The organism is bacterium (assembly GCA_026129405.1).
Taxonomy (GTDB): domain Bacteria; phylum Desulfobacterota; class Binatia; order DP-6; family DP-6; genus JAHCID01.
Genome location: JAHCID010000003.1, coordinates 154,698 through 172,132, shown reverse-complemented (window position 1 = coordinate 172,132; position 17,435 = coordinate 154,698). Strand labels below are relative to the sequence as shown.

Annotated in this window: 17 protein-coding genes and 2 tRNA genes; 4 read left to right on the top strand and 15 right to left on the bottom strand. The window is 72.7% G+C overall.

What is annotated here, in order from left to right; genetic code table 11:
• Window positions 1–9: 9 nt before the first annotated feature.
• The 3 genes from KIT14_13315 to KIT14_13305 all read right to left on the bottom strand — a co-directional run bounded on the left by KIT14_13315 (window position 10) and on the right by KIT14_13305 (window position 1,576).
• A complete protein-coding gene (locus KIT14_13315; protein MCW5891512.1) occupies window positions 10–666 on the bottom strand; it encodes a protein-L-isoaspartate(D-aspartate) O-methyltransferase in 657 nt (218 codons plus the stop codon).
• Window positions 666–1,427 carry a 5'/3'-nucleotidase SurE gene (gene surE, locus KIT14_13310; GenBank protein MCW5891511.1) on the bottom strand — a complete coding sequence of 254 codons (762 nt, stop codon included), beginning with the start codon at window positions 1,425–1,427 and terminating at the stop codon, window positions 666–668. The genes KIT14_13315 and surE overlap by 1 nt, the downstream gene beginning before the upstream one ends.
• Window positions 1,428–1,502: 75 nt before the next feature.
• Window positions 1,503–1,576, bottom strand: a tRNA-Pro gene (locus tag KIT14_13305).
• A gap of 225 nt (window positions 1,577–1,801) precedes the next feature.
• Between KIT14_13305 and KIT14_13300 the strand changes: the two genes are divergently transcribed.
• Window positions 1,802–2,296, top strand: a complete 495-nt coding sequence (locus tag KIT14_13300; GenBank protein ID MCW5891510.1) for a hypothetical protein — start codon at window positions 1,802–1,804, stop codon at window positions 2,294–2,296.
• Between the two features lie 40 nt (window positions 2,297–2,336).
• Here KIT14_13300 and KIT14_13295 read toward each other — a convergent pair whose 3' ends face one another.
• From KIT14_13295 to KIT14_13255, 9 genes are all read right to left on the bottom strand, one after another.
• Window positions 2,337–2,738 (bottom strand): MerR family transcriptional regulator, encoded by a 402-nt coding sequence (locus KIT14_13295; protein MCW5891509.1) that lies wholly within the window; start codon window positions 2,736–2,738, stop codon window positions 2,337–2,339.
• A complete protein-coding gene (locus KIT14_13290) occupies window positions 2,735–3,043 on the bottom strand; it encodes an integration host factor subunit alpha (protein ID MCW5891508.1) in 309 nt (102 codons plus the stop codon). The genes KIT14_13295 and KIT14_13290 overlap by 4 nt, the downstream gene beginning before the upstream one ends.
• A 15-nt stretch (window positions 3,044–3,058) precedes the next feature.
• A complete protein-coding gene (pheT, locus tag KIT14_13285) occupies window positions 3,059–5,473 on the bottom strand; it encodes a phenylalanine--tRNA ligase subunit beta (protein ID MCW5891507.1) in 2,415 nt (804 codons plus the stop codon).
• Window positions 5,474–5,491: 18 nt separating this feature from the next.
• Window positions 5,492–6,535 carry a phenylalanine--tRNA ligase subunit alpha gene (locus KIT14_13280; GenBank protein MCW5891506.1) on the bottom strand — a complete coding sequence of 348 codons (1,044 nt, stop codon included), beginning with the start codon at window positions 6,533–6,535 and terminating at the stop codon, window positions 5,492–5,494.
• Between the two features lies 1 nt (window position 6,536).
• Window positions 6,537–6,920, bottom strand: coding sequence for a 50S ribosomal protein L20 (gene rplT, locus KIT14_13275; GenBank protein MCW5891505.1), 384 nt, complete (start codon window positions 6,918–6,920; stop codon window positions 6,537–6,539).
• 27 nt (window positions 6,921–6,947) lie between these two features.
• Window positions 6,948–7,145 carry a 50S ribosomal protein L35 gene (rpmI, locus tag KIT14_13270; protein MCW5891504.1) on the bottom strand — a complete coding sequence of 66 codons (198 nt, stop codon included), beginning with the start codon at window positions 7,143–7,145 and terminating at the stop codon, window positions 6,948–6,950.
• Between the two features lie 37 nt (window positions 7,146–7,182).
• On the bottom strand, window positions 7,183–7,698 hold the full coding sequence (gene infC / locus KIT14_13265; GenBank protein MCW5891503.1) for a translation initiation factor IF-3: 516 nt from the start codon (window positions 7,696–7,698) through the stop codon (window positions 7,183–7,185).
• Entirely contained in the window at window positions 7,695–9,641 is a 1,947-nt protein-coding gene (gene thrS, locus KIT14_13260; protein MCW5891502.1) for a threonine--tRNA ligase, read from the bottom strand. The genes infC and thrS overlap by 4 nt, the downstream gene beginning before the upstream one ends.
• A 53-nt stretch (window positions 9,642–9,694) precedes the next feature.
• A tRNA-Val gene (locus tag KIT14_13255) sits at window positions 9,695–9,767 on the bottom strand.
• Window positions 9,768–9,881: 114 nt separating this feature from the next.
• Between KIT14_13255 and KIT14_13250 the strand changes: the two genes are divergently transcribed.
• Window positions 9,882–10,985: an AI-2E family transporter gene (locus tag KIT14_13250; protein MCW5891501.1), complete on the top strand. Its 1,104-nt coding sequence runs from the start codon at window positions 9,882–9,884 to the stop codon at window positions 10,983–10,985.
• Window positions 10,986–11,002: 17 nt separating this feature from the next.
• Here KIT14_13250 and KIT14_13245 read toward each other — a convergent pair whose 3' ends face one another.
• Window positions 11,003–11,989 carry a nitronate monooxygenase gene (locus tag KIT14_13245; GenBank protein MCW5891500.1) on the bottom strand — a complete coding sequence of 329 codons (987 nt, stop codon included), beginning with the start codon at window positions 11,987–11,989 and terminating at the stop codon, window positions 11,003–11,005.
• A 65-nt stretch (window positions 11,990–12,054) separates the two neighbouring features.
• On the opposite strand from KIT14_13245, the gene KIT14_13240 reads away from it, so the two are divergent.
• Entirely contained in the window at window positions 12,055–13,557 is a 1,503-nt protein-coding gene (locus KIT14_13240; GenBank protein MCW5891499.1) for an acetyl-CoA acetyltransferase, read from the top strand.
• A 46-nt stretch (window positions 13,558–13,603) separates the two neighbouring features.
• Window positions 13,604–15,886: a hypothetical protein gene (locus KIT14_13235; protein ID MCW5891498.1), complete on the top strand. Its 2,283-nt coding sequence runs from the start codon at window positions 13,604–13,606 to the stop codon at window positions 15,884–15,886.
• 10 nt (window positions 15,887–15,896) lie between these two features.
• Here the strand turns inward: KIT14_13235 and KIT14_13230 are convergent, their stop codons facing one another.
• Window positions 15,897–16,730: a class I SAM-dependent methyltransferase gene (locus KIT14_13230; GenBank protein MCW5891497.1), complete on the bottom strand. Its 834-nt coding sequence runs from the start codon at window positions 16,728–16,730 to the stop codon at window positions 15,897–15,899.
• 15 nt (window positions 16,731–16,745) lie between these two features.
• Entirely contained in the window at window positions 16,746–17,420 is a 675-nt protein-coding gene (gene lepB, locus KIT14_13225) for a signal peptidase I (GenBank protein ID MCW5891496.1), read from the bottom strand.
• Window positions 17,421–17,435: the final 15 nt, after the last annotated feature.

Sequence of the window (17,435 nt, the reverse complement as noted above, 5' to 3'; positions counted from 1 at the left end):
CGCCGCTCCCTACGACTCCTCCCAGCCGTGGCTGCCGTGCAGCTTCACGAACCGGCATTCGCCGAGATACTCCTCGACGAGGCCCCCCGCGCCGCGACGCAGGCGGACGAGCGTCTGGAGCTCCTCCTCCCCGACCGGCACGACGAGGCGCCCGTGCGGCGCCAGCTGCGCGACGAGTGGGCGCGGAATGCCGGGCGCGCCCGCCGTCACGAGGATGGCGTCGTAGGGGGCGTCGGCCTCCCAGCCGAGCGTGCCGTCGCCCACCGCGATGGTGACGCGCTCGCCGAGGCCGATGCCGTCGATCACCTCGCGCGCGCGCTCCGCCAGCGGCTCGAGCCGTTCGATCGACGTGACGCGCACGCCGAGCGCGGCGAGGATCGCCGTCTGGTAGCCGGAGCCGGTGCCGACCTCGAGGACGTGGGCCGCCTCGTCGTCGAGCCCGAGCGCCTCGGTCATGACGGCCACCATATAGGGCTGCGAGATCGTCTGTCCCTCACCGATCGGCAGCGGCGTGTCCTCGTAGGCGCGCTCGCGCAGCTCGGGCGGCACGAAACGGTGCCGCGGCACCGCGCCCATCGCCGCCAGGACGCGCCGGTCGGCGATGCCGCGTCCCTCGAGCTGGGTGCGCACCATCCGCGCGCGCGCCGCCTCGTGGTCCGTCGCCATCACCATCCGTCCGCGAGCCCGCGCAGCGCCTCGAAGGCGCCGTAGTTCGTGAGATCGAGGTGGATCGGAGTGACCGAGATCATGCCGTGGCTGACCGCGTGGAAGTCGGTACCCTCCTCCTCGACGAAGGCGAGCTCCTCTCCGCCGATCCAGTAGTACTTCCGGCCGCGCGGGTCGACCTTCTCCACGATGGCGTCGCCGTAGCGCCGGCGGCCCATGCGCGTCAGAGCGACGCCGCTCGGCTCCGCCCCGTCGCTGAAGCGCGGTACGTTCACGTTGAGGAGGGTATCCGGCGGCAGCGGGCTGTCCAGCACCCGCGCTGCGATCTTGCGCGCGAACGCCGCAGCGATCGCGAAGTCCCACCCGCCGCGGCCGATCTGCGAGATCGCGATCGACGGCACGCCGAGGAGCGTGCCCTCCATCGCCGCGCTGACGGTGCCCGAGTAGGTGACGTCGTCGCCGAGGTTCGCGCCCTTGTTGATCCCCGACACGACGAGCGCCGGGCGCGTCTTCAGGATGCCGTTGATGCCGAGGTTCACGCAGTCGGTCGGCGTGCCGTCGACGACCCAGCGGTCCTCGCCGATCTGCTCGATGCGCAGCGGCCGGTGCAGGGTGAGCGCGTGGCTGACGGCACTCTGCTCGCGGTCCGGCGCGACGACCACGACCCGTCCGAGCGGCTCGACGGCGTCGCGCAATGCCGCGAGGCCTTCCGAGTGGATGCCGTCGTCGTTCGCGACCAGGATGAGCGGCCGAGCGTCCATGACGGCGCGCGAAGGGTGCCACCAAGGCGACGACGCTGCAAGCTCGCGCAGGCCGCCGCCTTGGGGACCCTGGCATCGGGGCGAGCCGATTTGAACGGCCGACCACTCGCACCCCAAGCGAGTGCGCTACCTGGCTGCGCCACGCCCCGACAACGGTCGCCCTCTTAGGGGGACGGGGGTCGACGGTCAAGCCGCGCGCGCCGCGACGCATGCGAGCCAGCGCGTTGACACCTCGATGCAGAGGGCCGTCCGAGTGTCAATTTGGCCACGCAGAGCTACGGGCTCGACACTCGCGTGACGCTGCGAGCGAGCAACCGCGTGCGCACCGGGGCTGGCCCATCCGTTGCATTCGCCACGGCACGGCGGAGGACGGCATGGCAAAGACCCTTGCGACGGAGACGGCGGCAGCGATCGAATCGGCGACGGACCCCCAGCGGGACCCCGGCCCTGGCCGACGCGATCCCGAGGTTCTCGCGGAGCTCTTCGCACCCGAGATCATCTTGCCCGAGCAGGTGGTGCAGGGCTTCCGGCGCGACAGCTACATCTCCGGCGAGAAAGCGCTGATGCTCGCGGTGCTCGAGGACGGCATCCGGTGCTTCCAGGAGCACCTCACCAACCCGCGCTCGAACCCGCGCCTGCTCTCGCAGCAATCGGAGCAGTGGATCCGCGCGGTCGACTACGAGTGGCCCTTCTCGTTCAACAACGTCTGCGAAACGCTCGGCATCGATCCCGATGCGCTGCGCTCGGCCCTGCTCGGCTGGAAGGCCAAGCGTCTGGCGGCGGCCGGCGACGGCACGCAGCCGACACCGACCGACAAGAAGGTCTACCGGCTGCACCTGCGCACCAAGCGCACCAGCGGCGTGCGCTGATCGCCCGCTCCGGTCGCGGCCGCCCCGCGGCGGCCGTGCGCTACGAGCGCCGCGGACCGATGACGAGGGGCGGCGGCGTTCCCGGCTCGCGGTCGAGCAGCGTGCAGAGCTCGACCACGATCCCGCGCACCCGCGCGAGCGCCGCGGCTGCGTCGCGCAGCGGCGGCGTCGGCTCGATCGGCTCCTCACCCGCGCGCAGGCGACGCTTCGCCCCCTCGATGGTGTAGCGATCGTCGTGCAGCAGACGACGGATCGTGCGCAGCACGATCACGTCGCGCCGCCGGTACAGCCGATGGCGCGTGTGCGACTTCTCGGGGCGGAGGAGCGGGGCGAACTCCGTCTCCCAATAGCGCAGCACGTACGGCTTCACGCCGACGAGGCGCGCCACCTCGCCGATCTTGAAGTAGAGCTTGTCGGGCAGGTCGGCGTCGGGTGCCGTCATTCGTCGTCGCGGTCGCTCGCCGTCACCGGCTCTCCGTTCATGGTCTTCTTCAGAACCTGACTGGCCTTGAACGTGAGCACGCGCCGGCCGGAGATGACGATCTCCTCGCCCGTCTGCGGGTTGCGCCCCTTGCGCGGGCGCTTCTCGTTGACGACGAAGTTACCGAAGCCGGAGACCTTGACCTTCTCGCCCTGCTCGAGGTGCTGCTTCACGACCTCGAATATCTTCTCGACCACGTCGGTGGCCTCCTTCTTCGAGAAGCCCACCTTCTCGTAGATGCGCTCCACGATGTCGGCCTTCGTCATGGTCATGGCGTGGTCCTAGCTCCGCAGCTCGAGCGCGCAGCGGGCGCGCAGGTGGTCCCGGACCCGGGCATGGACGGCGTTCACCTCGTCGTCGGTCAGCGTGCGGTCGGCGGCGCGATACGCGATCGTGAACGCGAGGCTCTTCTTCCCCGCCGGGATCGGTGCGCCCCGATAGCAGTCGAACACACTCGCTGATGCGATGAGCGGATCGCCCAAGGCCCGGATCTCCTCGAGGATCGTGTCGGCCGGAAAGACTTCGTCGACGATGACGGCGATGTCGCGGGCGACGGCAGGGAAGCGTGGCAAGGGCCGGACGCCAGCGCGGCGCGGACGATAGTGACCCACCTGCTCGAAGTCAAGCTCAGCGAGCCACACTTCCGCAGGAAGATCGAGCACCTGCGCGACTTCTGGGTGGAGCGCTCCGGCCACGCCGACCAGCCCGCCGGCAATCCGGATCGCCGCCGCCTTCCCCGGATGGAGCCACGCCACCGCGCCGCTCGCCTCCCAGCGCACGTCCTCGTCCAGCGCACCGACGCCCGCCAGCACGCCCTGGAGCGCGCCCTTCAGATCGTCGAACCCCATCGTCGCGCCGAGGCGCTCCACGCCGCAGGCGGGCCAGCTGCCGCAGAGAACCACGCTCACCGCCCGCGGCTCGTGGCGCACGCCGTCGGCGTCGACGCCGTAGCCCTTGCCCAGCTCGAACGCGGCGACCCCGGCCGCCCCCTGCGCGAGGTTCGCGCGCAGCACGCGCAGAAGCCCGCTCAGCGGCGAGCGCCGCATGCGCGTCCACTCCGAGGAGAGCGGATTGCAGAGCCCGATCGGCCGCAGCCCGCCGCCCAGAAGACCCGGCACTCGATCGTCCGTCGCCTCGTCGGCGAAGCCGATCGTGACCATCTCCTGGAGCCCCTGCGCCACCAGCAGCCGGCGCAGCCGCCGCATCGCGCTGCGTGCGGGGCTGTCGCTGGCGCCGACGATCGGGGCCTGCGGGAGCGTCGTCGGCACGGCGTCGTAGCCGGCGAGCCGCGCGAGCTCCTCGGCCAGGTCCTCCTCGATGACGAGGTCGCCGCGCCACGACGGCGGCGTGACGAACAGCGCGTCGCCGTCGATCTGCCAGGTGGCGCCGAGCGCGCGCAGCCGCCGGGTGACCTCGCCGCGCGGGAGCGGCATGCCGAGAAGCGCAGCCACCCTGCGCGGACGCAGCCGCACGGGCTCCGGCGCCAGCGCCGCCAGCCCCGGCGCCTGCTCGACGACCCCGGGCGCGACGCTGCCCCCGGCGTGGCGGGCGATCAGCGCCGCCACCGCGTCGAGCGCCGGGCCCACACCCATCGGGTCGATGCGCCGCTCGAAGCGGTGCGCCGCCTGCGACGGCAGCCCGAGCCGGCGGCTCGTCCGCCGCACCGCCGCGGGGGAGAAGAACGCGCTCTCGAGCAGCAGGTCCGTGGTCGCCTCCGTCACCTCGGAGTCGCGGCCGCCCATGACGCCGGCGATCGCGATCGCGTTCTCCGCGTCGGCGATCACGAGGTCGTCGGGGCCGAGCGTCCGCGTGACCTCGTCGAGCGTCACCAGCGTCTCGCCGGGCCGCGCCCCGCGCACGACGACGCGCCCGCCCTGCAGGCGGGCGAGGTCGAAGGCGTGCAGCGGCTGGCCGCGCTCGAGCATGATCCAGTTGGTCGCGTCGACGACGTCGTTGATCGGGCGCATGCCCGCGCGCAGCAGGCGCAGCCGCGTCGCGAAGGGCGAGCGCCCCACCCGCACGCCGCGCACGATGCGGGCGGCGTAGCGTGCGCACCGCGTCGCATCGTCGATCTGCACGGCGACCACCTCGCCGGCGGCGCCGCCGCCCTCGCGCAGCCGCGGCGCCGGGACGCGCAGCTTGCGCCCGGTCACGGCGGCCACCTCGCGCGCGACGCCGAGGATCGACAGCCAGTCGCCGCGGTTCGCCGTCACCTCGATCTCGATCACGACGTCGCGCACGCCGGGCAGGTCGGCGACGCGTGTCCCCGCCGTCGCCTCGGCGGGCAGGACGAGGATGCCGGAGGCGTCGTCGCCGAGGCCGAGCTCGACCTCCGAGCAGAGCACGCCCTCGGACGCGATGCCGCGCAGGGTGACGGCGCCGATCTCGCCTCCGCCGGGGAGCACCGCCCCCGGCAGCGCCACGGGCACGAGCTGTCCCGCGACCAGGCCGGGCGCGCCCGACACGAGCGTCGCCGGCGACCCCTCGCCGAGGTCGACACGGCAGACGCGGAGCCGCTCGGCATGGGGATGGGCTTCGACCGCGTCGATCCGCCCCACGCGGATGCCGCCGTCGAGCTCGCCGTGGCGCTCGACCGCCTCGACCTTCAGGCCCGCCATGGTGAGATGGTCGGCGAGCGCCTCGGGCGATCCGGACCAGGGCACGAACTCCACGAGCCAGCTGAGAGGGATGCGCATGCGTCGGCCTCGCCGCGTTCAGAACTGCTCGAGGAACCGCAGGTCGTTGTCGTAGAACCCGCGCAGCTCGTCGAGCCCGTGGCGCAGCATCGCGACCCGCTCGGTGCCGAGCCCGAACGCGAAGCCGCGCACCGTCTCCGGATCGTAGCCGCCGGCGCGCAGCACGTTCGGGTGGATCATCCCGGCACCCAGGATCTCGAGCCATCCGGAGCCCTTGCACACGCGGCAGTCGGCGTCGGGCGCCGCCGGCGCGTTCGGGCAGCGCACGCACGAGACGTCAACCTCGGCGCTCGGCTCCGTGAACGGGAAGAAGCTCGAGCGGAACCGCACGCGTGTCTGCGGCCCGAAGAGCCGTCGCGCGAACTCGGCGAGGACGCCCTTCAAGTCGGCGAAGGTCACGCGGTCGTCGATCATGAAGACCTCGACCTGCTGGAACATCGGCGAGTGCGTCGCGTCGAGGTCGTCGCGGCGGTAGACCGTCCCCGGCACCACCGCGCGTACCGGCGGCGGTTGGCTGCGCATCACGCGCAGCTGCACCGGCGAGGTGTGCGTGCGCAGGAGGAGATCCGGGCCGCCCTCGACGAAGAACGTGTCCTGGCTGTCACGGGCCGGATGGTCGGGCGGGAAGTTGAGACCCTCGAAGTTGTGGAAGTCGTCTTCGATCTCCGGCCCCTCGGCCACCGAGAAGCCCATGGAGAGGAAGATGTCGACGATGTCGTCCTCGGTCTGGCGGAGCGGATGGACGCGGCCCTGCGGGCGTCGGCGCCCCGGCAGCGTCACGTCGATGCGCTCCTCGGCGAGAGCGCGGGCCATCGCCTCGTGCGCGAGCGCGGCGCCGCGCGCGTCGAGAGCGCCGGCGATCGCCTCCTTCACCTCGTTGGCGACCGCGCCGAGGCGCGGCCGCTCCTCGGCGGAGAGCCGTCCGAGACCGCGCAGTATCTGGTTCAGCGACCCCTTGCGCCCCAGGTAGCGGAGCCGGATCGCTTCGATCGCCTCGGCGTCCGCGGCGGCGGCGACCTCCGCCGTCGCCGCCGCGCGGAGCTGTGCGAGCTCCGCGTCCAAGCTACGCGCCGGCGGCTGCGGGAGTCGGCTCGGGCAGGCGGCTCTTCGCCAGGCCCACGAGCTCGGCGAACGCCTTGGGCTCGTCGAGCGCCAGCGCCGCGAGGATCTTGCGGTCGATGACCACGCCCGCGGCCTTGAGACCGGCCATGAGGCGGCTGTACGAGAGCCCGCTCTGGCGCGCGGCGGCGCCGATGCGCACGATCCACAGGCTGCGGAAGTCGCGCTTCTTCTGCTTGCGATCGCGATAGGCGTAGGTGAGACCGCGCTCGACGGTCTCGCGGGCCTGGCGATACGTCTTGCGACGCCCGCCGACGTAGCCCTTCGCGAGCTTCATGGTCTTCTTGTGGCGGCGGCGCGTCTTCGGGCCGCCTTTGGCGCGTGGCATCGGGTGCTCCTCTCGTCGCCCCCGCCGTCAGGCGTAGGGCAGCAGGCGATTGATGTTGTACTCGTCCGCCGGCGAGACGAGCGCGGGACGGCTGAGCGCGCGCTTCCGCTTGCGGGTCATGTACCCGTTGATGTGGCGCAGGAAGGCCCGGCGGCGCTTGATCTTGCCCGTCGCGGTCTTCGTGAAGCGCTTCGCGGTGGCGCGGTTCGTCTTGAGCTTCGGCATCGGTTCCTCGTGGCGCGGTGACGCGCGGGTCTGCGGACTACTTGCCCACCAGCATCATGGACATGCTGCGCCCCTCCATGCGGGGCGACTGCTCGACGCTGGCGATCTCGGTGACCATCTCGGCGATGCGTTCGAGCATCGCCCGGCCGAGCTCGGGGTGCGTGATCTGACGGCCGCGGAAGAAGACGGTCACCTTCACGCGGTGGCCCTCGCCGATGAACTCGCGGATGTGCCCGACCTTGAACTCGACGTCGTGCACGCCCGTCTGCGAGCCCAGCTTCACCTCCTTCAGCTGGCTCGCGGCGTTCTTCTTCCGCGACTCCTGGGCCTTCTTCTTCTGCGAGTAGCGGAACTTGCCGTAATCCATGATCCGGCAGACCGGCGGATTGGCCGTCGGCGCGACCTCGACGAGGTCGAGCTCCTTCGCATCGGCGACGCGCTGGGCCTCCTGGGGCGTCATCACCCCGAGCTGCGCGCCGTCGTCGTCGATCACCCGCACCTCGCGGGCCCGGATCTGCTGATTGATCCGGACGCGTTCCTCGAGCTTCGCTATGGGGCACCTCCTGGAAGTCTCGCTTCCGCCGCGATCCGGGCGATGAAGGCGTCGAGCGCCATCGGCTCCTCGTTCTGCCCGGCGATGCGCGGAGCCACCAGCCCGTCGGCCGCCTCGCGCTCGCCGACGACGGCGACCACCGGGACCTTCGCGAGCTGGGCCTCGCGGATCTTGTAGCCGAGCTTCTCGTTGCGCAGATCCGCGTCGGCGCGGAGCCCGCCGCGGACGCAGGTCTCGCGCACGGTCTGCGCCCAGGCCTCGACCTTTTCGCTCACCGGCACGACGCGCACCTGCTCCGGCGCGAGCCAGAGCGGCAGCTTGCCGGCCGTGTGCTCGAGCAGGATGGCGATGAAGCGCTCGATCGAGCCGAGCACGGCGCGATGGAGCATCACGGGCGTGGCCTCGCTGCCGTCCGGCGTCACGTATGCGAGACCGAAGCGCTCGGGCATCGCACAGTCGATCTGGATCGTGGCGAGGGTCCACGAGCGCTCGAGCACGTCGCGGAAGTCGAAGCCGATCTTGGGCCCGTAGAACGCCCCTTCCCCGGGGAGCACCGTGACCGCATGACCGGTCTTGCGCGCGGCCCGGTCGAGCGCCGCCTCGGCGGCGTCCCACAGCTCGATCCGGCCGAGGAAGTTGTCGGGGCGCGTCTGCACCGAGACCTCGATGCGGTCGAAGCCGAACGCGGCGTAGACCTCGTTCACCATGGCGATGAACGCGTCGATCTCCGCGTCGAGCTGATCGGGGGTGCAGTAGATGTGGGCGTCGTCCTGCGTGAAGGCGCGCACGCGCGTGAGCCCCGTCAGCGTGCCGGACGGCTCGAAGCGGTGCAGGCGGCTGAAGTCGGCGAGTCGGATCGGCAGGTCGCGGTACGAGTGCTTGCGGCTGGCGAAGTAGTAGCAGTGCCCCGGGCAGTTCATCGGCTTGACGCCGTACTCCTCGTCGTCGGCGGCCATGAGGAACATGCCGTCGCGGAAGGCGTCGTAGTGTCCGGAGGTCTTCCAGAGCTCGGTCTTGTAGACCAGCGGCGTGATGACCTCGGTGTAGCCGTACTTGCGGTGCAGACCGCGCACCCAGTCGACCAGCGTGTTGAAGACGAGCGCGCCCTTCGGGTGGAAGAACGGCGCGCCGGGCGCGATCGGGTGCAGCGAGAAGAGGTCGAGCTGCTGGCCGAGCCGGCGATGGTCGCGCTGCTTCGCCTCCTCGATGCGCTTCAGATACGCGTCGAGGTCCTTCTGGCTCGCCCACGCCGTCCCGTAGATGCGCTGGAGCATCTCGTTGCGCGAGTCGCCGCGCCAGTAGGCACCGGCGACGCTGGTCAGCTTGAAGGCGACCAGGTGCCCGGTCGAGGGTACGTGCGGGCCTCGGCACAGGTCGACGAAATCGCCCTGGCGGTACAGCGAGACGGTGGGCTCGGGGATGCCGTCGATGATCTCGACCTTGTAGCGCTCGCCCATCGCGTCGAAGAGGCGGATCGCCTCGTCGCGCAGCATCGTCTCGCGGCTGACGGCGAGGTTCTCGCGCGCGATGGCGCGCATGGTCTCCTCGATACGCGCCAGGTCCTCGGGCGTGAATCCCTCCGGACGCTTGAAATCGTAGTAGAAGCCGTTGTCGATCACCGGACCGATGGTGATCTCGGTGCCGGGGTACAGGCGCTGGACGGCATGCGCCATGAGGTGCGCCGTCGAGTGGCGCAGAACCTCGAGCCCGTCCGCAGTCTCCGGCATCACCGCCGCGACCCGGCAGTCGCTCTCGAGCCCGCGCGACAGATCGACGAGGTGGGCGCCGGTCCCGTTCTCGACCCGGGCCGCCACGGCGCGCCGCAGGAGCTTCTTGCTCCCGCCGCTCTCCTCGACATGGGCCCGCAGCGCGTCGCCGGCACTGGTCCCCGTGGGAAGGCGCACGCTGGCGCCGTCCTCGAACGTCACGGTGATCTCGGCCATCCGGCGCTACACGGGAAGAGTCTGTGGGGTGTGGGTGCGGTTGGGGTGGGAAATAGGCACGGGCGGGATTGAACCGCCGGCCTCTTCCGTGTCAGGGAAGCGCTCTAGCCACTGAGCTACGTGCCTGCGTAAGTCCTCGATAAGACGCCGAGTGATACCGACGGCCCTCCTGCCTGTCAAGGCAAGCGCCCGGTCCCCGCGCGACTTGTGGGCGAGCGGGCCGGCGACTAGAGTCCCCCCGTGTCGAGGGAGCGACTGTTTGCGGCGTTCTTCTTCGTCGTCTTCTTCGCCCTCCTGTACCAGCTCTTCGTCCTCCTGGTGCCTTTCGCGGCTCCGCTCGTCTGGGCTGCGATCCTGGCCCTCACCTTCTACCCGCTGACCACCTGGCTGGTGCGGGCCTTTCGCGGGAACCGCGACGCCGCCGCCGGCGTGCTCGTCTTCGGCGTTCTGCTGCTGGCCATCCTGCCCTCGCTGTTCCTGGGCTCGCTGCTCGTGCGCGAGGCCGGCGGGGCCTACGAGTGGGTCCAGCAGGCGACGAAGGACGGCGAGCTGACCCGCCTCTTCAACGACCTGCGCACCTCCCGGCCGGGCATGTTCGTCCAACGCCTCCTGGGTCCGATCCAGGAGCGCCTCCAGCTCGACGCGCAGACCCTCCTCGTCTCGGCCACGAGCTGGGTCTCCGGGGCCATCGCCGGCCAGGCCGGCGCGGTCGCCAAGAACGCCCTCCTCAGCCTGCTCAACGGCAGCCTCATGCTCGTCGCCCTGTTCTTCTTCTTCCGCGACGGCGAGCGCATGGCCGCCCGCCTGCGCGACCTGATCCCCATGGAGCGCGCCCACAAGGACGAGATCTTCACGCGCCTCTACGAGACGCTCGCCGCCGTGGTGCAGAGCATGGTCGTCATCGCGGTCGTGCAGGGCGTGCTCGGCGGGCTCGGCTACTGGCTCATCGGGGCGATGTCGTTCGCCGTCTTCCTCGGCTTCCTCACCGGCATCGCGGCGTTCATCCCGATGGCCGGGGCGGCGGCCGTCTGGGCGCCGGCGGCGCTCTACCTCCTCGTCACCGGCTACCCGTGGCGCGCGCTCCTGCTGACGGCCTGGGGCGTCGGCGTCGTCAGCATGATGGACAACGTGCTGCGCCCGCTGCTCATCGGCGGGCGGGCTCGCCTGCCCACGTTCATCCTCCTCTTCTCGATCCTGGGCGGCGTCCACGTGTACGGCTTCGTGGGTGCGTTCGTCGCCCCGGTGATCGTGGCGGCGCTGCTGTCGTTCGTCGACATCTACCGCGATCTCTACGTCGAGCCGTCGATCGTGATCGTCGACCGGACGCGCGCCGGCGAAGGCTGACCGCTGGCGGGCGCGGCTCACGCCGCGGTGACGAGCCCGCGCGCGAGGATGCCCTCGGCCTGCGCGACGACGTCGCGCAGCACGTCGCCCGCCGGCCGGATCTCGCGAAACCCGCCGACGCCCTGCCCCGCCGGCATGCAGTTCCGCTCCGGGTCGATCTCCGGGTCCCAGTAGGCCATCACCCCGCGCTGCGTGGAGACGAGGAGCTGCTCCGGGAAGCGCGCGATGGTCTCGGGGTGCGCCTCGTACTCGGCGACGTACGGGTTGCGCAGGGTGCGCAGCGGCTTGCCGGAGTAGCAGCGCGTGCGGACCGTGTCGTCCTGCCGCGCCGCCACCAGCGCCTCACGATACTGACGCGCGGCGGTCGCCTCGGGGGTGGCGATGAAGCGCGTACCGATGACGGCGCCCTGGGCGCCGAGCGCCAGCGCCGCCACCACGCCGCGCCCGTCGACGATGCCGCCCGCGGCGAGCACCGGGATGCGGACCGCGTCGACGACCTGGGGCACGAGCGCCAGCGTGCCGATCTCGCCGGTGTGCCCGCCCGCCTCGCCGCCCTGCGCCACGACGACGTCGGCCCCCGCCTCCTGCGCGTGGCGTGCGTGCGAGACCTTGCCGCACATGACGACGACCTTCATCCCCCGACGCTTCATCTCGGCGACGTGCTTCCCCGGCACCGCGAGCCCGGCGACGAAGAGCTCCACGCCCTCGTCGAACAACACGGGGAGGAACGGCTCGATCATCTCCGGGATCGGCGCCAGCAGATCGACCGCGAACGGCCGCGTCGTCAGCTCGCGCGTGCGGCGGATCTCCGCCCGCAGGCCGTCGGGAACCAGGTTCGCGGCGCCCATGATGCCGAGCCCGCCGCCGTTCGAGACCGCCGCCACCAGGGGCGCCATCGAGACGCCGCCCATCCCGGCGAGACAGATCGGCACCTCGATCCCGAACAGATCGCAGATCGGCGTGCGCAGACGGGGGGGCACGTTTGACGGCTCGAGCGCGGGCATGGTCAGGACTCTGGGCGGCGCGATCCGCGTCAGTCAAGGAGCGCGCCCCTCACCGGAGACCCGCGATGGCCCTTCCGCTTCCCGTCCTCGTCGGCGCCGGCCAGGTGACCGACCGCCCCGCCGATCCCCGCGCGGGGCTCGAGCCGCTCGCCCTCATGGAGGCCGCCGCGCGCGCCGCACTGGCCGACGCAGGCCCCGCGGCGGCGCTGCGCGACGCGGTCGACACCGTCGCCGTGGTCACCAACGTCTTCCACGACTACCTCGACACCGCGAGCATGCTCGCCGCCCGCCTCGGCTGCCGGCCCGGACGCCGCCTGCTCTCGACCTGGGGCGGCAATACGCCGATCTCGCTCCTGGCGCACTGCTGCGACGAGATCGCCGCCGGGCGCAGCGCGATCGCGCTCATCGCCGGCGGCGAGGCCTTCCACACCATGCGCGCGCTCGGCAAAGCCGGCATCCCGTCGCCGTGGACGCCGCCCGCCGACACGCCCGCACCGCGCTGGGGCGACACCCGCCAGGGCACGAGCGACCTCGAGGCGCGCCATGGCGCGCGCGAAGCGACCGTCACCTACGCGCTGGTCGAGAACGCCTACCGCGCGGCGCGCGGCCTCTCCCTCGACGCCCACCGCGCCGAGCTCGGCGCCTACGCGGCGCGCTGCACGCGGGTCGCCGCCGAGAACCCGCACGCCTGGTTCCCCGTGGCACGCGACGCCGCCGCGCTCACCGCCGTGACGCCCGTGAACCGCATGGTCGCGTTCCCCTACCCGAAGCGCTTGAACGCCATCCTCGAGGTGAACCAGGGTGCCGCGCTCCTGGTGGCGAGCGAGGAGGCCGCGCGCCGCCTCGGCGTCGCCCGCTCGGGCATGGTCTATCCGCGCGCCGGAGTCGACGTCGCCGAGCACTGGTTCCTCACCGAGCGCGAGAACTACCACACCCTTCCCGGCCTGCGCCGGGCGGGCGCGGCGTTGCTCGCCGCCGCCGACACGTCCCTCGACGCCATCGCGCACCTCGACCTCTACTCGTGCTTCCCGATCGCCGCGCGGCTCACGGCCGACATGCTCGGGCTGGCGCCGGACGCCGATCGCCCGCTCACCGTCACCGGCGGCCTGCCCTGGTTCGGCGGCGCCGGCAACGACTACGCGACGCACGCCCTCGCCGCGATGCGCGCACGCCTGCTCGCCGACGGCGGCGGGCTCGGGCTGGTGCACGCCCTCGGCTGGAACCTGACCAAGCACGCGCTCGTCGTCCTCGGGACGACGCCGGCGCCGTACGGCTGGACGCGCGTCGCGAGCGCGCCGCTCCAGGCCCGGATCGACGCCCGTCCCCGTCCCGCCCTGGCGCCGGAAGCCGACGGCCGTGCGACCGTCGAGGCCTACACGGTGGTCCACGGGCGTGACGGAGGCCCGGAGCGCGGCGTCGTCATCGGCCGCCTGCACGACCAGCGGCGCTTCATCGCCGAGCTGCCGTGCGACACGGGGCTCCTCGCGGACCTCGAGCGGGCGGAGGGCGTCGGCGTCGCGGGCACGGTGCGCTGCGACCGCGGCCACAACGTCTTCGCCCCCGCCTGAGCGCCGCGGTTGGGCCTCGGGCGCCCAGCCGCTATCCTGGCCGCAGATGGATGCGGTGCGTGGGTGGGAGCCCCCGGAGCCCGAGGCGCGGTTCGCCGACCACTGGGACGCCTGTTGGGCCCTCTCCGAACCGGGGTGCCATGCGCTCCTCGCCCGCACCCGCTTCACGCTCGAGTCCCCGCCGCACGCCGCGCGCGCCTGGCTGTGCGCCGCGGGCCTCTGGACCGCCCACCCGCTCGGCTTCCTCTCGGCCGCGGCCCAGCCGCCCCTCCTCCTGCTGACGGTGAACGGCGTCGCGCTCGACGTCCCCCAGCGGCTGCTCGTGCGCGGCGAGACCTTCGAGATCGACCTCGCGAGCGAGCTGCACGGCGGCATGAACGACCTGTCGGTCGAGGCGGCCTACCACGACACGCCGACGATCGTCGGGCTCGCGCTCCCGGTCCAGATCGGCGTCTTCTGCCAGGCCGACGTCGAGGTGCCGGGCCAGCCGCTGGCGCGCATCGCGACCGGCCGGCGCGCCAGCCTCCAGCGCGTGATGCCGATGCGCCCGGCGGTGGCGTCGTCGACCTGGGAGGTGCTCCTCAAGCGCACGGCGGAGGCGCGCTGGGAGCCGACGCCGGGACACTTCGTCCATCCGTTGGCGGCGTCGCCGCAGCTGCGTCTGCCCCGGCGCGGCGGACGTCTCGAGCGCGAGGCCGATCGCGACCTGCCGCACGTACGCCACCGCCGCCACCAGCCCATGGCCGTCCGCCGCCTCGCCCCGAAGGAGCACCTCGTCGTCGACTTCGGCGAAGAGCTCGTCGGCCACCTCGCGCTCACCGCGGGCGACGCCGGGCGCTTCACGCTCTCGCCCGGGGAGTCCGAAGCCGAGGCACGCGACCTCGACGACCGCACCGAGAACCCGCTGCGCATTGCCGCGCTGCCCGCGGCCGGCACCTGGCGCGACCCGCGGCGCAGCGCCCTGCGCTGGGCCGTCCTGCGCAACGACGGCGACGCCCCCGCCGACGTCCTGCTCGCGCTCGACGCGTTCGAGATCGACGTCACGCCCGCGGGCCGCTTCGCCTGCAGCGATCCGCTGCTCGGCGAGATCTACACGACCGCGCGCCGCACGGTGCTGCGCTGCACGCACGACTACGTCGAGGACGGCCCGAAGCGCGATCGCCTGCTCTGGCTCGGGGACCTCGCGGCCGTCGCCGACGTCTTCGGCCTGGCCATCGGCGACCTGCGCCCGTTCCGGCGTTCGCTGCTGCTCGCCGCGGCGACGCAGCTCCGCAACGGCGCCCTCCCCGGCGTGGGCCCGCATCCGAGCGACCTCGTCGTCGCCGACTACGTGCCGCAATTCGTGCGCGCGGCGGCCCGCTACACGGAGCTCTCCGGCGACCTCGACACCGCGCGCCTCCTCCTGCCCGTCGTGCGGCGCGCGCTCGCGTTCCTCGCCGAGCGCATCGGCGCGCACGGCCTCGTCGGTCCCGAGGAGGAGACCGACTGGTGGGTGTTCCTCGATTGGGACCGACGCGAGCCCTTCGGATGTCCCGTCGACAAGCAGGGGCAGGTCGCCGCACTCTCGCTGCTCGTCGCCGAGGCCTTCCGCGCCGGCGCCGCGCTCGCCGCCTGGACCGGCACGGGCGCCGCCGCCTGGCTCGAGCAGGCCGACCTCCTGCGTGCCCACGTCGCCGAGCGCTGCCTCGAGGACGACCCGCGCGGGCTGGTCGTCGACTGGGTGCGCGGCGGCGAGCGCACCGCGGCGGCGAGTCGCTACACGCAGGCGCTCGCGGTCCTCGTCGGCCTCGGCAGCCCGCTCCAGCGCAGCGCGATGCTCGATGCGCTCGCGACCGCCGGCGGCCGGCTCGGCCCCACCACGACCGGGTACGGCCAGACGCTCAACGTCGAGGCGCTGTTCCGCGGCGGACGCGCCGAGGCCGCGCTCGCGCTCGTCCGCCGCTATTGGGGCGGGATGCTCGCGCGCGGGGCCACGACGTTCTGGGAGAGCTTCGATCCCGACGAAGATCGCGCCACCGAGCTCGACCTCTACGGCCGTCGCTATGGCGTGAGCCTCTGCCACGGCTGGTCCGGTGCGATCGCCGGGACGCTCGCCGCCCACGTCCTCGGCGTGGCGCCGGCCGCGCCCGGGTGCGCCCGCCTCGTCCTCGCGCCGCAGCTGGGCGACCTCGCGTGGGCCGAGGGCGACGTGCCGACCCCGCACGGCCCGGTCCGCGTCCGCTGGAGCGCCGACGGTGCCCGGGTCGAGCTGCCGGCCGGGGCCGAGGCCACGGTCCACTGGCGCGGGCACGAGACCACGCTCGGCCCCGGCCGCCACGCGCTCGACTGACGCTCGCCCGCTACGCGCGGCCCCAGGCGAGCTGAGCCTGGGCCGGGATGCGCAGCACGTCGCCGGCGCGGAAACGCTCGAGGCCCGCGGCGACGTCGCCCGCCAGCCGCGCCCGCTCGTCGGCCCCGAGATCGGCCAGCAGGGGCGCCAGGGGACCCGCCATCTCGCTCATCATGCCCCAGACCTCGGCGGCGTCGCGCGCGAACTGCGACAGCACGACCCGCTCCTGGCCGACCGCCTGGAACCCGCCGGCGACCAGCGCGCGCGCGAGGGCGCCGTCGGCCGAGAGGTGGAACACGCCCGGCGCGTCGGGATCGGGCGCCGGCAACGGCCGCACGCGCCCCAGCGCCGCGAGCGGCACGGTGAACCACGGGTTGGCGTCCGGCGGTGCCCAGGCCGTCACCGCGATGCGGCCCCCCGGGGCGAGCGCCGCCCGCAGGCGCTCCAGGGTCGCGGCGACGTCGTCCATGTAGATGAGGCTCCAGCGCGCGAGCACCACGTCGAAGCCCTGCGACGGCAACGGCAGCGTGCCGACGTCGCCGACGCGAAACTCCGCATGCGCGAGCCCGAGCGCCGTGGCGCGCTCGCGGGCGATCGCGATCATGCCCTCGGCGAGGTCGACGCCGCAGACGGCGCCGTGCGGCCCGACCAGCACCGCCACCTGGAGGGTCGGATCGCCGATGCCGCAGCCGACGTCGAGGACGCGGTCGCCCGCCTTCACCTCGGCCGCCGTCGCCATGCGCAGTGCGAGCGGCCAGGTGAACGACTGGAAGAGCGGCTCCCAGCGGCGCCAGCCCTGCGCCACGGCCTGCCACTCGTCGCGAACGCGCTCGTGTCCGCCCATCGCCGCGGCTCGTCGCTACTCCACCAGCTTGCCGATGCGGTCCCAGCGCACCCAGCGGTCGGGGCCGTCCCAGGACCAGTAGATGACGAGCGCGAGACCTTTGATGTCCTCGATCGGCACCGGTCCCCAGAAGCGCGAGTCGTAGCTCTGGTCGCGGTTGTCGCCCATCACGAAGACGTTGTCCTCCGGCACCGTGAACGGGCCGAAGTCGTCGCCCTGCATCGGCGCCTGCGTGGCCTTACGATCGCCCCAGTGTGCGTGCGGATCCTCCCAGGCCTTGCCGTCGACGTAGATCTGGCGGCTGCGAACCTCGACCGTCTGCCCCGCGGTGGCGACCACGCGCTTGATGAAGTCCTTCGAGCGGTCCTTCGGCCAGATGAAGACGACGACGTCGCCCGGCCGCGGCTCGCGGATGCCGGGCAGGCGCCCGAGCGAGATCTGCGTCAGCGGTATCTCGAGGCGCGGCCCGAACACGAACTTGTTCACCAGGATGTGGTCGCCGATCTCGAGCGTCGGGAGCATCGACCCGGACGGGATCTTGAACGCCTGGACCACGAAGGTGCGGATGCCGAGCGCCAGGAGCAGCGCCACGAGCAGCGCCTCCGCGTACTCACGGACCTGCGACTTGCGGCGCGGCGCGGCCGGAGCGTACGCGACCGCTTCCTGCCGCTGGGCGTCGGTATTCGGCATCTGATCGCGCACCAT

Coding starts and splice junctions, on each gene's coding strand:
- KIT14_13300 (MCW5891510.1), top strand. CDS start 1,802: ATGGCAAAGACCCTTGCGACGGAGACGGCGGCAGCGATCGAATCGGCG.
- KIT14_13290 (MCW5891508.1), bottom strand. CDS start 3,043: ATGACGAAGGCCGACATCGTGGAGCGCATCTACGAGAAGGTGGGCTTC.
- surE (MCW5891511.1), bottom strand. CDS start 1,427: ATGGACGCTCGGCCGCTCATCCTGGTCGCGAACGACGACGGCATCCAC.
- KIT14_13315 (MCW5891512.1), bottom strand. CDS start 666: ATGGCGACGGACCACGAGGCGGCGCGCGCGCGGATGGTGCGCACCCAG.
- rpmI (MCW5891504.1), bottom strand. CDS start 7,145: ATGCCGAAGCTCAAGACGAACCGCGCCACCGCGAAGCGCTTCACGAAG.
- KIT14_13295 (MCW5891509.1), bottom strand. CDS start 2,738: ATGACGGCACCCGACGCCGACCTGCCCGACAAGCTCTACTTCAAGATC.
- thrS (MCW5891502.1), bottom strand. CDS start 9,641: ATGGCCGAGATCACCGTGACGTTCGAGGACGGCGCCAGCGTGCGCCTT.
- pheT (MCW5891507.1), bottom strand. CDS start 5,473: ATGCGCATCCCTCTCAGCTGGCTCGTGGAGTTCGTGCCCTGGTCCGGA.
- rplT (MCW5891505.1), bottom strand. CDS start 6,920: ATGCCACGCGCCAAAGGCGGCCCGAAGACGCGCCGCCGCCACAAGAAG.
- lepB (MCW5891496.1), bottom strand. CDS start 17,420: ATGCCGAATACCGACGCCCAGCGGCAGGAAGCGGTCGCGTACGCTCCG.
- KIT14_13235 (MCW5891498.1), top strand. CDS start 13,604: ATGGATGCGGTGCGTGGGTGGGAGCCCCCGGAGCCCGAGGCGCGGTTC.
- KIT14_13245 (MCW5891500.1), bottom strand. CDS start 11,989: ATGCCCGCGCTCGAGCCGTCAAACGTGCCCCCCCGTCTGCGCACGCCG.
- KIT14_13230 (MCW5891497.1), bottom strand. CDS start 16,730: ATGGGCGGACACGAGCGCGTTCGCGACGAGTGGCAGGCCGTGGCGCAG.
- KIT14_13240 (MCW5891499.1), top strand. CDS start 12,055: ATGGCCCTTCCGCTTCCCGTCCTCGTCGGCGCCGGCCAGGTGACCGAC.